Annotated in this window: 13 protein-coding genes; 6 read left to right on the top strand and 7 right to left on the bottom strand. The window is 66.6% G+C overall.

Annotation, left to right across the window (positions count from 1 at the left end; translation table 11 throughout):
- Nucleotides 1-77 precede the first annotated feature (77 nt).
- Nucleotides 78-386, top strand: a complete 309-nt coding sequence (locus LAQ74_RS17980; protein ID WP_224337474.1) for a hypothetical protein — start codon at nt 78-80, stop codon at nt 384-386.
- Between the two features lie 68 nt (nt 387-454).
- Here LAQ74_RS17980 and LAQ74_RS17975 read toward each other — a convergent pair whose 3' ends face one another.
- Nucleotides 455-1198, bottom strand: coding sequence for a winged helix-turn-helix transcriptional regulator (locus LAQ74_RS17975; RefSeq protein ID WP_224337472.1), 744 nt, complete (start codon nt 1196-1198; stop codon nt 455-457).
- A gap of 266 nt (nt 1199-1464) precedes the next feature.
- Here LAQ74_RS17975 and LAQ74_RS17970 point away from each other — a divergent pair, with 266 nt between their 5' ends.
- Nucleotides 1465-2706, top strand: coding sequence for a DUF6498-containing protein (locus LAQ74_RS17970; RefSeq protein WP_224337470.1), 1242 nt, complete (start codon nt 1465-1467; stop codon nt 2704-2706).
- Nucleotides 2707-2724: 18 nt separating this feature from the next.
- Here the strand turns inward: LAQ74_RS17970 and fer are convergent, their stop codons facing one another.
- A complete protein-coding gene (gene fer / locus LAQ74_RS17965) occupies nt 2725-3456 on the bottom strand; it encodes a ferredoxin Fer (protein ID WP_224337468.1) in 732 nt (243 codons plus the stop codon).
- A gap of 218 nt (nt 3457-3674) precedes the next feature.
- On the opposite strand from fer, the gene LAQ74_RS17960 reads away from it, so the two are divergent.
- The gene (locus LAQ74_RS17960) at nt 3675-4127 is read left to right on the top strand and encodes a TRAM domain-containing protein (RefSeq protein WP_224337466.1); all 453 of its coding nucleotides are present in this window, start codon (nt 3675-3677) and stop codon (nt 4125-4127) included.
- 58 nt (nt 4128-4185) lie between these two features.
- Complete coding sequence (locus LAQ74_RS17955) at nt 4186-4872, top strand: hypothetical protein (RefSeq protein ID WP_224337464.1); 687 nt, start codon at nt 4186-4188, stop codon at nt 4870-4872.
- Between the two features lie 36 nt (nt 4873-4908).
- Here the strand turns inward: LAQ74_RS17955 and LAQ74_RS17950 are convergent, their stop codons facing one another.
- Nucleotides 4909-6138 carry a cytochrome P450 gene (locus tag LAQ74_RS17950; RefSeq protein WP_224337462.1) on the bottom strand — a complete coding sequence of 410 codons (1230 nt, stop codon included), beginning with the start codon at nt 6136-6138 and terminating at the stop codon, nt 4909-4911.
- Nucleotides 6139-6320: 182 nt separating this feature from the next.
- Nucleotides 6321-7652, bottom strand: a complete 1332-nt coding sequence (locus LAQ74_RS17945) for an MFS transporter (RefSeq protein WP_224337460.1) — start codon at nt 7650-7652, stop codon at nt 6321-6323.
- 135 nt (nt 7653-7787) lie between these two features.
- Between LAQ74_RS17945 and LAQ74_RS17940 the strand changes: the two genes are divergently transcribed.
- A complete protein-coding gene (locus tag LAQ74_RS17940; RefSeq protein WP_224337458.1) occupies nt 7788-8750 on the top strand; it encodes an MBL fold metallo-hydrolase in 963 nt (320 codons plus the stop codon).
- Nucleotides 8751-8859: 109 nt separating this feature from the next.
- Here LAQ74_RS17940 and LAQ74_RS17935 read toward each other — a convergent pair whose 3' ends face one another.
- Both LAQ74_RS17935 and LAQ74_RS17930 read right to left on the bottom strand, forming a co-directional pair.
- The gene (locus tag LAQ74_RS17935; RefSeq protein ID WP_224337456.1) at nt 8860-10296 is read right to left on the bottom strand and encodes a zinc ribbon domain-containing protein; all 1437 of its coding nucleotides are present in this window, start codon (nt 10294-10296) and stop codon (nt 8860-8862) included.
- Nucleotides 10293-11468, bottom strand: a complete 1176-nt coding sequence (locus tag LAQ74_RS17930; RefSeq protein ID WP_224337454.1) for a thiolase domain-containing protein — start codon at nt 11466-11468, stop codon at nt 10293-10295. Before LAQ74_RS17930 ends, LAQ74_RS17935 begins: the two co-directional genes overlap by 4 nt.
- Before the next feature lie 119 nt (nt 11469-11587).
- On the opposite strand from LAQ74_RS17930, the gene LAQ74_RS17925 reads away from it, so the two are divergent.
- Nucleotides 11588-12355 (top strand): enoyl-CoA hydratase/isomerase family protein, encoded by a 768-nt coding sequence (locus LAQ74_RS17925; protein WP_224337452.1) that lies wholly within the window; start codon nt 11588-11590, stop codon nt 12353-12355.
- A gap of 88 nt (nt 12356-12443) precedes the next feature.
- Here LAQ74_RS17925 and LAQ74_RS17920 read toward each other — a convergent pair whose 3' ends face one another.
- Entirely contained in the window at nt 12444-12656 is a 213-nt protein-coding gene (locus LAQ74_RS17920; protein ID WP_224337450.1) for a hypothetical protein, read from the bottom strand.
- Between the last annotated feature and the right edge of the window lie 141 nt (nt 12657-12797).

Here is a 12797-nt window from a genome sequence, read left to right as displayed (position 1 = left end):
CGACTGATGTTTTTGCACAGGCATAAAACACCCTATGCGACGAGCCATAGCGAAATATCGTAGGCGTAAATTCCGGTTTGGACAATCCCCGGGCGGGAGGCGCCCAGCGGGACGCAGTTCCGGAGACGGCGGCCGACGGACTCCCGGTGTTCGAGTCGACCGTACCGGCGCTCGAAACCGAGGATATCGACGTAGAGACCGAGTCACGTTCGGAACGGACGTCGCGGAAGCAATCGTCGAGGTCACGAGGGATGTCGACGCGACGTATCGTGTTCGCCCCGCGCGACAGCCGACTGCTGGCGCGTCTCCTCACGGGCGACGTCGAACGACAGCTCACCACGAGGTCGGACCGCCCGGTAGTGGCGCTCCCTCGACAGCGTGAGTGAGAGGCGGGGAACGAGAGGCGGAACGGGCCGGGAACGACGACGAACCCCACGGACGCCCTTCGACGGCCCTACTCCTCGCTGAACGCGGCGACGGTCCCGTCCGAGACACCACCGCGCGCGAAGAGCGTGACGAGGTCGTCGGCTCGAATCTCGGTGTCGCCTCTGGGCGTGAGTATCGATTCGTCGCGCTCGACGGAGACGACGAGCACGTCCGAGGCGACGAGTCCGCGTTCGTTCGCCTCTCGCAGCGAGAGGCCGTCTATCTCGGCACCGGGGGCGACGCTCACTTCGACGACCTCCGCACCGCCGGAGAGCGACATGAAGTCGGCGATGGACTGGCGTTCACGCCGGCCGGCCGGTCCGAAGGCGTGGTACGGACGGTACTCCTCGTGTTGGAGGAGGTGTTCGTCCTCGACTTCGAGACCCATCTCGGAGATGTCCCGCGTCACGCGGGAGAGTTCCTGCGCGTCTTCGCCGACCGTCGTGACGTGGATATTGCCGGTTCCGCACATCAGCTGTCGGACGTTGACGACGCCCGGGACTTCGGCGATCTGTTTCGTCAGGCGCTCCCTCTCGTCGATGCTCGCGGTCCCCACGAGGAGATTCGTCAGCCGTCCTTCCGCGTGTCCGTAGTCGATGTGCGCGTGGTATCCACGGATGACGCCGTCCGCTTCCAACTGCTTGATGCGGTTGTTGATCGTTCCGGCGGAGACGTGCACCTCGTCGGCCACCATCGGTGCGGTCGTGTTTCGCGCGTCGCGGACGAGATGGTAGATGATGCGTTTGTCGACTTCGTCGAGTCGGTCGACCATACTTCGTGCTCTCGGTCATGTGCGAAAAATACAGTTGGTTCGTCCGTCGCAGTAATGGACGGAACGTCGGAGTCGGATCCGACTCTACAGTAGAACTACTGGTCCACCCGCCCGAGTCGCTGCACCAGGTGACGTGGCTGACCGGCGACCGCAGTATCCCGGCGTCGTGGGACGTCGTTGCCAACCGCCGAGTAATCGCAACACGACGCTTTCGGATATCTCACCGACGAACCGAAACGTCCACCAGTTCCGACTGACACGATACGATGATGCGCCCTCCACGGTCGAGACGGTCAGCGCTTTTGGCTGCAGTTGTGGCGAATCTCGTCCCGCTCGTCGGTATCGTGTTCTGGGAGTGGTCGTTCGCAGTGCTGGTACTGCTCTACTGGATCGAACTCGGCGTACTGATACTCTTCGCGTCCATCCGCGCGCTCTTCGCGCAGCGTCCCGCGGAGTTTCCCGAGCAGCAACTCATCTACGGCGCGTTCCACGACAAGTACGGCGGATTGTCGCTGCCGAAAACGGATCTCGAGATTCAGCTACAGAGCCTCGTCGTCTTGATCGCGGTACCGGTCCTCGGCCTCCTGTGGCTCTTTATCGGCGGCTTCGTCCTTCTCGGGGTCAACGAGAGCGCGACGGGCGGACTTGCTCGGGCGGAGGCGCCGACGCTCACGGTCGGGATTGTCGGCCTCCTCTCGAGTCACCTCTTCTCGACTGGCGAGTACGTTCTCGACCGAGAGTACGAGGACGTGAACGCACAGATGGTCGTCCAGAGCGCGTTCTGGCCGCTCGCGGTCACCGGTCTGGCGATGGTACTCGGTGCAGGACTGGTGACAGCCAGCGAGTCGACAGTCGTGTTGCTGGTCGGAATCGCCGGGACGAAGTTCCTTCTCGACCTCGTCGGCGTCTACCGTGACCGACTGCGTGCGTTCGACGAGAGCCAGTCGCTCGACCTCGGATGGGCGTACGACCCGCCGGAGAAGCCGTCGGTCGACGAGTCGTTCGCGGAACCGTTCGAAGTCGTCCGTCCGACCCGGCGGGCAGTTCTTGCCAGCGGCGGCGTACGTGGCCTTCACGCTCTCCCGGGTCTGGCGTTTTTTGCGCTGTTTTCGGCTGCCACTGCTTTCTTTCTCGCTTTCGGTGCGACCGAAGTGGGTCTCGTCACCGGGGCAATGGCTGGCCTTCTGCTCTGTCTCATGGTCGCGGTGGGCGTCGTCGACCACGCGATTCGATACCTGTCGATGGAGTACCGAATCGGCGGCAGCACCACCGACAGCAAGTACGTCGATATCGTCGGCTACGACCGACTACTGGACGAACCGTCGTGGCGGATTCGAGGCGAGGAAAGACCTGACACCGACGTCGAACGTGGCCGAGTCGATCGCTTCTTCGGAACTGAGACGGTCGTCGTCGAGAGCGATGACCGTACGGTTCGTCTCGCTCATATTCCGGACGCCACGGTAGTGACCGAAGACTGGGGCCGAGCGTCGTCGGCTTCGACGCGTTGATGCGCTACAATCACCCATTCAGTCGTTCAACTGCGCGTTGTCGAACGGGTCGGAGGGCAACCGGAGTTCGTCGAGGCCGGGCAGGTTCTTCACGTTGTAGACGACTTTCATCTCGTCGGTGACGGGTGCGCTGATACAGGACAGTTGGATGCCGCTGTCGGTCATCGAGGAGGGGAGGATGTGGTTCGACGGCATCTCGACGGCTCCGTCGACGACGGCGACCGCACAGTTGGCGCACGCGCCGCCCCGACAGGAGTAGGGCCACGCGAACCCGCGGTTCTCGGCCGCTTCGAGCAGGTTCTCGCGGGGTTTGACCAGAAACCGTCCGTAGTCGGTCGGGTCGAGGTCCGCCTCGGAGGCCTTCTCGAAGAGGTTCTCGTCGTCTATCCGCCAGCCGTGGTCGGTGAGCGTCTCGTAGTTGAGAAACTCCACCTGCGACCCCGTCTCTTCGGGTTCGGAGTGCTCCGGGTCCGACTCCGATGGGCCAGTATCCGTCTCCGAGGGGCCAGCGTTCGTCTCCGACGCCGGCGACGTCTTCCGACTCTCCTCGTCTGTCTCCGGCACAACTTCGAGTTCCGCGTCGGCGTTTCCCGCCGCGAGCTGTCGGTACGCCGTGTACACCAGCTGAAACTCACTCGCGGAGCCACCGTGGTCCGGATGCGCTTCCTTCACGCGCCGCCGATACGCGCGCTCGATTTCAGCGTCGTCCGCATCCGAGTCGACTCCTAAAACATCGAACGGGGATGCCACGTCTACGGGTAAGTAGCGGCGAGTATAAAGGCCCTCGCTCGCGAACGAAGTGCCGCATCGACGGGAGCGAGGGTCGCCGAGCGGAGGCCCGACGACGCCCGAACCGGCACGGTCGGCGGAAGAGATGAAGGAGTTCCACCCGAGCCGTGACGTTATCGACAGTCCAACCAGTATCTTAACAATGATGGTGCACGTCTGTAGGGGAGGCAGCTAGACCAATGGACGTATCTGGAGATTTGTTGAGTTTATGTACCGCGACGGTCGAAGAGCGCGACGGTTCGTACGTCGTCGAGGTTCCCGAGCGGGAGGTCGATCTGGGCACCGTGGAGGTCGGAGAGACGTACCGTCTGGCGGTCCTCTCTCGGGAGAGGGACGTCGACCGCGACGCGGCGGACCGAGAGCGTGAATCGGCCCCGAACCGGACTGCGGACTCGACGCCCGCGAGAGACACGAGAGGCGCGGAGAGCCCGCCGGTCGACGTCGGCGAGCGCCGGACCGTCGACATCGAGAGCCTGGGCGAGCAAGGCGACGGCATCGCCCGTGTCGAACGGGGCTACGTCGTCATCGTCCCCGACACGGAGGTGAACGAGCGGGTGACCGTCGAAATCGAGAAGGTGACCGAGAACGTGGGGTTCGCGCGCGTCGTCGAGCGGGAAGCGTACTACCAGTAACGCAAACCGATCTTTGTGCTTACGGCGGGGTTATCCCCTCACCGAGCGATTCGTCTGTATGTCCCCGACCAGACGGACGGTGCTGAAGGCGGGCGGCGCGCTCACGATTGCGGCGCTCGCCGGCTGTACCTCCGATGCGAAGATGCTCGGAAGCGGCGGTTCGGGTGAGTCGAGCGCCGGCGACGACACTCCCGGAGACAGCGAAAACGACTCCGGACTGCCGAGCGGGAACGACTCCGACGCCGCGGGCGGAACGCAACCCGAGGGCACCGGCGGGCCGGGTATCACGATCTGCGCTGTCGACGAAGCCCCGGAGTTGCCGGTCGCACCGAGCGTCGAAGCGACCGAGTCCGTCGCGACCGACGAGCATCCGCCGCAACTGCGCGTGACGGTGACGAACGAGAGCGACCGAACGGTTCGAATCGGCGAGGGTCGGGAGGTGTTCTTCGAGTACGTCTCGGACGACGACGGTCACCTGACGCTCCTTCCGGCCGACGGCGAGTACGACGCCGAGCCGGGCTGTTGGCGGCTCAACGAACCGATCGCGATCACCCAAGAGTACCGAGTGATCGAACTCGAAGCTGGCGAGTCGACCGAACGGCTGGTCGACCTCTACGGCGCGGCCGACGGCGACGGCTGCCTCGCGGTCGGCGAGTTCCGCTTCGAGGCGCAGTACAGCGTGCTCTCGGAGTCGATGGAGTCCGAACAGCGGGCGACGTGGGGGTTCTCACTCCGTCTGGAGTGAGTCGGTGCCGGACGGTGATGCGTCGGCCCCGAGGCGCTACTCGGTCTCGAATGCCACCGGAAGCGACTCCACACCGTAGATGAACGAACTGCGCGTGGGTGATAGCTCGGCGTCGGCCACGCGGAGGTCGGTGACTCGGTCGAGCAGTTCCGAGAGGACGACTTTCGTTTCGAGCCGTGCCAGCGGCGCCCCGAGACAGTAGTGCGTGCCGTGGCCGAACCCGAGATGCTGGTTCGGTGTGCGGTTCGGAACGAACGTCTCCGCGTCGTCGAACTGCCGCTCGTCCCGGTTGCCGGAGCCGAGCCAGACGACGACGCGGTCGCCTCCTTCGATGGTCGCGTCGTGGAGCGTCACCTCTTCCGTGGCGATGCGCGTCATCGCCTGGACGGGAGAGCGGTATCGAAGCACCTCTTCGAGAGCCGCCGCGAGCGCCCGGTCGTCGTCGCGTACGGTGTCGAAGTGGTCGGCTCCGTCGAAACAGCGGACGGCGTTCGCGATGAGGTTCGTCGTCGTGATGTTGCCGGCGACGAGGAGGAGGATGCACGTTCCGAGTGCCTCCTCGCGAGAGAGACGCGACCCGTCGTCCAGTTCCGCCGTGACGATCCGAGAGACGAGGTCGTCGCGCGGGTTCTCGCGGCGGTCCTCGATGAGGTCGAGGAAGTACCACGCCATCTCCATCTGGACCTGCCGCTGGTCTTCGAGGTACGCCTGCGTGTCGACGTCGTCGCTGGCCGCCTCGACGAGTGTATCGGACCACGTCTTGAACTGGTCGCGCATCTCGGCCGGCACACCAAGGAGTTCGGCGATGACCAGTACCGGCAGCGGATAGGCGAGGTCTTCGACGACGTCCATCTCACCGCGGGCATCGAGCGCGTCGCCTAAAACCTCGGTCGTCAACTCTCGGATACGCGGTTCGAGCTGGCGAATAGCTCTCGGCCGAAACGGCTCCTCGACGACGCTCCGGAGTTCGTCGTGCCGTGGCGGGTCCCTGAACAGCATCGTCTGGAGAATCAGCCCCTCGCCCTCGTTCTCGGGTTCGACGTAGTCGGTCGCCCGCTCGGGGTCGACCGAAAACGTCCCGTCGTCGTCGAGGATTCGCTTCACGTCGTCGTACCGAAACGCGTCCCACGACCCACGGGAGGCGTCGTAGCGGACGGGCGCGTCGTCTCGCATCTCGCGGTACCAGTCGAACGGTTCGAGCCAGGACTCGCGGCCGGAGAGTTCGTCCGGAAACGCTTGGAGACCCTGCGGGTCGGTAGAACTCATACGGAACGTACGACCGTCGGCACAATCAACGTTCAGTTGTACATCACGACACGAGTAAGTCGCACAAACATGGAACTCGCCGTCTGAGAGACAGACGCACGACCAGAGAGACAGTCACAACCATCACTCGCCGTCGGAGAGATGCGCGGAGACGGTCGTTCCCCGGATTTCTGTCGGTGCGTCTACCGGGAGACATCCACAGCGTCAGTCGACGGCGACGACTCGCCGATACTGAAGCCGTCGCCCCACTTCGCGACGATGGCGACGATGAGACCGACGACGCCGAGCGCGACGACGGCGATGGAGGCGAACCCGACCCGGAAGCCGGAGGTCTCGATGAGCACGCCGAAAAGCGGCGGCGCGACGGTGTTGCCGACCATGACTCCGACGGTGACGATGGCGAAGTTCCGCCCGAGGTCGGCGCGGGCCGAGAGGATATCGGCCAGTTTGTCGCGGGCGGGGGTGCTCAGACTCCCCACGCTCCCGCCGACGACGGCGGCGAAGACCGCGGCGAGGGGAGGCAAGACGAACGATGCGAGCAGGAGGACGAACAGGGTCACGAGCGCGTAGCTGACGGCGATGAGCGGTGCGGGCGCGAACCGGTCCGTGAGGTCACCGCCGACGAGCATGAACACCGCTCCGACGCCGAACATCACCGAGAGCGTGAGACTCGCCGTCGACGACTCGACGCCGTACCCCTGTTCGAGGAGCGTGACGATGAACGACGTGATACCCCACATCGCCGTCGACGCGACGAGCGCCAGCAGTCCGAGCGCCAGGATCTTCGGCGAGTCGAGCAACGTCGCGACCTGGGCGCGGACGCGCCCCCGCCGCGAGGGCGTCGGCCCTGTCGTGTCGGTCGACCCGGGCGAGGCTGCCGCTCCCGCCGCGTCGTCGACGCGGTTCGGTCTGCGAACCGAGCGCGGAACGTACCGCAGCGAAACGAACACCGCGAGGACGGCGTACGCCAGCCCGAGCGCCCCGATGGCTCCGAAGGCGTGCCGCCAGGTGAGACCGGCGACCGACATTATCGCGACGATGACGACCGGCGGCGCGGCGAACCCGACGTTGCCGGCGAAGCCGTGGACGCTGAACACTCGTCCGCGGTTCGTCTCGGTCGTCGCGTCCGAGAGAAGCGGGTAGTGCGACGGATGGTGGCCGGCGACCCCGACGCCGACGAGTACCTGCCCGACGAGCAACCACTCGAACGTCGGTGCCGCGGCGAGAACTAGCGTCCCGACGCCGCCGAGCACGAGACAGAGGCCGAGCGTGAGCGTCCGGTCGTAGGTGTCGGAGAGGTAGCCGAACGGAAGTTGAAACGCCGTGTTGACGAACGCCTGCGCGCCCATCGCGAAGCCGAGCGTCGCGAGCGTCACGTCGAACTCCGTCGCCAACACGCCGAGAATTGGCGGGAAGAGGACGAGATACATGTGGTTCACCAGATGCGACCCGCTCACGAGACTCAGGACGACGAAGGCCTCACGCGGAAGCGTCCGGAGCGAACTGAACGACACGTGGGGGTAGTTACGGTACCGACAGTTAGCTCTGCGCAAACCGGAAGAATCCGAACGGTCGAAGATGGCCCGCGGGCGGTGCCGGTTTCATCGGGCGGTACTGGTTTCATCGGGCGGCACGTAGCCGTTCGGTGAGTGAGTCGAATCCACCGAGTCCACCGAATCGAAGTGAGCGAGGGCAGTCCCGAGGGGACGAACAGCGCGTATCTACTCTCCGACCGCGGCGTCGTCGTCGACCCGGGATCCTCGGTCGACGGTGCGTGGGAACGTCTCGTCGCCGGCCTCTCGGACGCCGGCCTCGAACTCGCCGACGTCTCGTCGGTGCTGGTCTCGCATTGGCACGTCGACCACGCGGGACTCGCACCCCGACTCTGCGAGGCGAGCGGCGCGACCCTCTACATGCACGAAGACGACGCAGCGTTCGTCACCGACTACGCGACCGCCCGGCGAGAGCGCGTCCAACGGGACGCCCGGAGGCTGGCGACGTGGGGTGTTCCGGAGGAGACCGTCGAGGCAGTAGTCGAGGGTGACGAACCTTCACCGATGCCCGACGCGTATCCGGTCGAGACGCTCGTCGACGGCGACACCGTTGCGGACGTCGAGGTGGTTCACACGCCGGGACATACGCTCGGGCACGCCGCGTTCGCCGTGGTCGGTGACGGGAGCAGCGACGGTGCTCTGTTCGTCGGCGACGCGGTGTTGCCGACGTACACGCCCAACGTCGGCGGCAGCGACACCCGCGTCGACGACCCGCTGGGGACGTATCGGGAGACGTTGTTTCGGCTTCGAGCGCGCGCGGTGGCGTCGGAGTTCCCGGAGATGGCGCAGCCGGGCCACGGCTCGGAACTGTCGCTCACCTCGCGCATCGACGAGATTCTCTCTCACCACGAAACGCGAACGAGGCGGGTGCGCGACTGTCTCGAAGCGGACGGTCCGCTCACCCCGTGGCAGGTTGCCACGCGACTGTTCGGCGAGATGCGCGGTATCCACGTGAAGATGGGTGCCGGCGAGGCGGCCGCGCACCTCTCGGCGTTGGTGTCGACGGGACGCGTCGACCGGATCGACGGGGTCCCGCTGATGTACACGACCGCGAGGTAGCCCAGTCCGAGCGCCTGCGTCTCCTTCCGGGGGTCGGTTCTCGGTGACGGACGTCTCTCGCACGTCGGAGCGCACGTACGTTTCTCGGAAATCGGATATCTGTGCGATCTCACCGTTCGACGGGTGCGAACTTCGCCCCGTACCGCGGAACGCCCTCCTGCTCGTAGAGTTTCCGGACGACTGCGCGAACCTCGTCGCCGACCTCGACCGTCCCCGTCTCCGAGTCCGTCAGTTGCGCCGGGAGCATCGCCGACTCGCCCTCGTGTTCGAGTTCGACGATGGCGACGTCGTAGGCGCCGTCGCGTCGCTGCTGCTCGGCGAACTCCGGCGGCGCGCCGCCGTGGCCGATGGACGTGACCGCGCGGACGACGCCCGTTCGAGAGAGTTCGACCCGCTCGAACGCGACGCCGCGGTGGCAACTTCGGCACGCCCCTTCCGGCGGGAACGTGAGCGCGCCGCACTCGGGGCAGCGTCCGGCCGCGAGTCTGTAGCGCTGGTCGAGCGATTGCTGCCACGTCGGGAGGCTGACGTGCGCGCCGCCGCCGGCAACGTCGACGGTGCCGAGGTAGCCACGCTCGCGGAGGTACTCCGGATACGTGACCGAGGACCCAGCGTCGAGTTCGGCGTCGAAGTCGCTGTCGACGTGGCCCTCGAACAGTATCGCCGTCGCCCCGCCACCGCTGCCGGCGAAGACGGCGAGCGTTCGGTCGTCGTCGCCCGCGGCGTCGAGCGCGGCGGCCAGACCGAGCGGGACGCCCGCCGCGCCCGCGTCGCCGATTCGGTCGACGACCGTTCCGCGAGCGAGCGCGTCGCGAGGTATCGGGAGGTCGGTTACCGCACGCGAGGGCATCCGAGCGTCGGGCTGGAACACCGCCGCGCCGTCGATGGCGGAGAGTTCGAACTCGTCGACGCCGGCGTCCGTATCGAGACGCTCGACGGCGCTCGTCACACTCTCGCGAATCGCGTTTCGCTCGTAGCTGGTGATGTCGAGGCCAGTCAGTTCGTCACTACCGCGTTCGCGGTAGCTGATACCCGCGAACTCGTCGACGTGATTCGCCGAACCGAGACGTTCGACGGACCCCGTCTCTGCGAGCAGAAACGCCGCCGCCCCCGCCCCGAACGGGTGGTCGACGCTCGCCGGGTCGCCGCGCGGGAGGTCGGCGGCGACGACGAGCGCGGGACCGTCGGCGTCGAGACCCGAGTCGAGCGCCTCAGTCCCCGCGAGCGTGCTCTGGGTGAAGGTCCGCGTCATCGTCGACGACGGGAGTCCGAGCGCGCGAACGAGTCGCGGGACGACTTCCTCGGTGTCGAGCGGCGGCGTCGTCGTTGCGAAGCAGAGAGTCGAGACGCCGTTCGGGTCGACTGAGCCGCGAGCGAACGCCGACTCGGCTGCTTCGATACCGAGCGTCAGCGCGTCCTCGTCCGCCGCGGCGACGGTCTTCTGCGCTATTCCAGCGCCGGAGTAGCGTCCCCACGCGTCGGCGATTTCGCCGGTCGAAATTCGAAGTCGGGGGAGCGCGACGCCGACGGCGTCGATGGCGTTCATCGCTCCCCCCCGTTCGTCCGCTCGAACAGGTGGACCGTCGCGCCGCCGCCGCTGCCGCCGACGTTGTGCGCGAGGCCGTATCGCGGCTCGTCGACCTGCGTGTGCGCCTCGCCACGCAGTTGCTCGAACAGTTCGACGATCTGACCGGTGCCCGTCGCGCCGATGGGGTGACCCTTCGACTTCAGTCCGCCGGAGGTGTTGACCGGGAGTCGACCGTCGGGGTCGGTGACGCCCTCGCGGAGCAGTGTGCCGCTCTTCCCGGGGTCGCAGAAGCCGAGGTCCTCGTACGCGACGAGTTCGGCGATGGCGAAGCAGTCGTGGACCTCCGCGACGTCGACGTCGTTCGGTCCGATTCCCGCCTCCCCGTAGGCGGCGTCGGCGGCGCGACGACTCGCGGGGATACTCGTGAGCGTGTCGCGCTGGAACAGCCCCACGTGGCCGCTCGACGCGCCCATGCCGGCGACTCGAACCGGGTCGTCGCTGAGTTCGAAGGCCACCTCCTCGCTCGCGACGATGACGGCGCTCGCCCCGTCGGTCGTCGGACAGCAGTGATACAGGTTCAGCGGGTCCGCCACCGTCGGTGCCGACATCGCGTCGTCGAGCGAGCACTCGAAGCCGAGGTGTGCGTTCGGGTTCCGGGCGCCGTTTTTGTGGTTCTTCACGGCGACACGCGAGAGGTCTTCGGTCGTCGTCCCGTACTCGGTCATGTGCGCGCTCGCCAGCTGCGCGTACACGCCGGAAAACGTCGTTCCCGAGAGGCGCTCCCACTCCGTTTCGCCGCTGACGCCGAGCCACCACTTCGTGTGGTCCGAGCTCGTGTCGGTCATCACCTCGTAGCCGCCCGCCAACGCGACGTCGGCCAGTCCGGCGCGGACCGCCGCGACGGCGCTGCGGAACGCGTAGCCGCTGGCGGCGCAGGCGTTCTCGACACGCGTCGTCGGGACGCCGTGGAGTCCGACGTGTTCTGTGACCGCCGGTCCGCTCAGCCCGAGTTGTCGGCCGCCGACGCCGAGGGTGCCGACGAACGCCTCGTCGATTCGCCCGGAGTCGAGTTCCGCGTCGACGCTCGCCGTCGCACGGTCGAACGCCGTCGCGAACAGCGACCGGTAGCTCTCGTCGGGAAACGACCCGAACGGCGACTGTCCGGCTCCGACGACGTACGCGTCTGTCATACCCCGAGAAGGGACCGAGAGCGAGAAAAAACCATAGGAGGTGCACGCCGTCGTGTGTCTCGGCGGGCTTCCGACGAGACGGGAGCCACGTTTAACACCGACCGCTCGGAGGGGTTCACATGGTACGGACCGAAGTCGACGACCGGGTGTGGACGCTCACGTTCGACCGTCCCGAGGTGCGAAACGCGTTCACCGAGTCGACGGCGCGGGAACTGGTCGAGGCGCTCGAAGCGGCGGCGGACGACGACGCGCGGGCGGCCGTCCTCACCGGCGAGGGCAAGGCGTTCAGCGCCGGTGGCGACCTCGAAGCGATGCGCGACCGCGACGAGACGCCCGCGGAGGCGTACGAACGAGTCCAGGAGACGCTCAACGCCGTCGTCGAGGCGATTCTCACGGCCCCGTTTCCCGTCGTCGCGAAGGTCAACGGCGACGCGGTCGGCGCGGGGACGAACGTCGCCGCTGCCTGTGACTTCGTCGTCGCCGCCGAGCGAGCCAGATTCGGCGAGGTGTTCGTCAACGTCGGCCTCGTTCCCGACAGCGGTGGGACCGTCCTCTTGCCGCGGTTGGTCGGTCTCAGACGGGCGAAGGAGTTGGCGATGACGGGGCGGATGTTCGACGCCGACGAGGCGCTGGAGATGGAACTCGTCAACGACGTCGTCGGGTCCGCAGAACTCGACGACGCCGTCGCCGAGTTGCTCGACACGCTCGCGTCGAAGCCGACGGAGACGCTCGCGCTGATAAAGCACGGCCTCCACGAGAACCTCGGTCGACCGTTCCGCGACGGCCTCGACCGCGAGGCGAACCTCCAGGTGCAGGCGTACGCGACCGAGTCGCACGCGGAGGGCGTCGACGCGTTTCTGGACGGCCGGTCGCCGAGATTCGAGTGAGTACGTGGTTGGAGACAGAAGCGGAGCCTGCGACTTGGTGGACGTTCCACGGCCCGTGGCCGCGCCGGTGAAAGCGACTCGGACCGGATTACGTCGTCCCCGAATCGTCGGTATCGCTGGAGCGCCGTCCCCTCCAGGCCGAAAAGAGTGTCAGTCCCGTGAGCGACGCGAGTATTATCGCGAAGCTCAGGTACGAGATCGCCCGCGCGGAAGATCCCGGAGCGGTGAAGGGGAAGGTGATCGCGAGCAACACCAGCAGGATGGTGTTCATCGTGAACAGGAAGCCGAAGAACGAGCTCATGGCGACTCGCCTCCGATCACCGACCGGTAGAGTCGAGCCCTGACTATGCCGAGCTGTGCCCGAACGGTCGTGAACATCCCGCTCGACGATTGACGATGCCGACCGAGTCGCCGTCGGACCCAGGCGTTCCGGTCCGGTACT

This window comes from Haloprofundus halobius, from assembly GCF_020097835.1.
Taxonomy (GTDB): Archaea; Halobacteriota; Halobacteria; order Halobacteriales; family Haloferacaceae; genus Haloprofundus; species Haloprofundus halobius.
Note: the sequence above shows the minus strand (reverse complement) of the source record. Positions and strands in the feature narration are given on the sequence as shown.

What these genes read in the sequence shown, in the direction of transcription:
- LAQ74_RS17970 (WP_224337470.1), top strand. Translation starts at nt 1,465, where the DNA reads ATGATGCGCCCTCCACGGTCGAGACGGTCAGCGCTTTTGGCTGCAGTT.
- LAQ74_RS17950 (WP_224337462.1), bottom strand. Translation starts at nt 6,138, where the DNA reads ATGAGTTCTACCGACCCGCAGGGTCTCCAAGCGTTTCCGGACGAACTC.
- LAQ74_RS17925 (WP_224337452.1), top strand. Translation starts at nt 11,588, where the DNA reads ATGGTACGGACCGAAGTCGACGACCGGGTGTGGACGCTCACGTTCGAC.
- LAQ74_RS17920 (WP_224337450.1), bottom strand. Translation starts at nt 12,656, where the DNA reads ATGAGCTCGTTCTTCGGCTTCCTGTTCACGATGAACACCATCCTGCTG.
- LAQ74_RS17975 (WP_224337472.1), bottom strand. Translation starts at nt 1,198, where the DNA reads ATGGTCGACCGACTCGACGAAGTCGACAAACGCATCATCTACCATCTC.
- LAQ74_RS17935 (WP_224337456.1), bottom strand. Translation starts at nt 10,296, where the DNA reads ATGAACGCCATCGACGCCGTCGGCGTCGCGCTCCCCCGACTTCGAATT.
- LAQ74_RS17955 (WP_224337464.1), top strand. Translation starts at nt 4,186, where the DNA reads ATGTCCCCGACCAGACGGACGGTGCTGAAGGCGGGCGGCGCGCTCACG.
- LAQ74_RS17930 (WP_224337454.1), bottom strand. Translation starts at nt 11,468, where the DNA reads ATGACAGACGCGTACGTCGTCGGAGCCGGACAGTCGCCGTTCGGGTCG.
- LAQ74_RS17960 (WP_224337466.1), top strand. Translation starts at nt 3,675, where the DNA reads ATGGACGTATCTGGAGATTTGTTGAGTTTATGTACCGCGACGGTCGAA.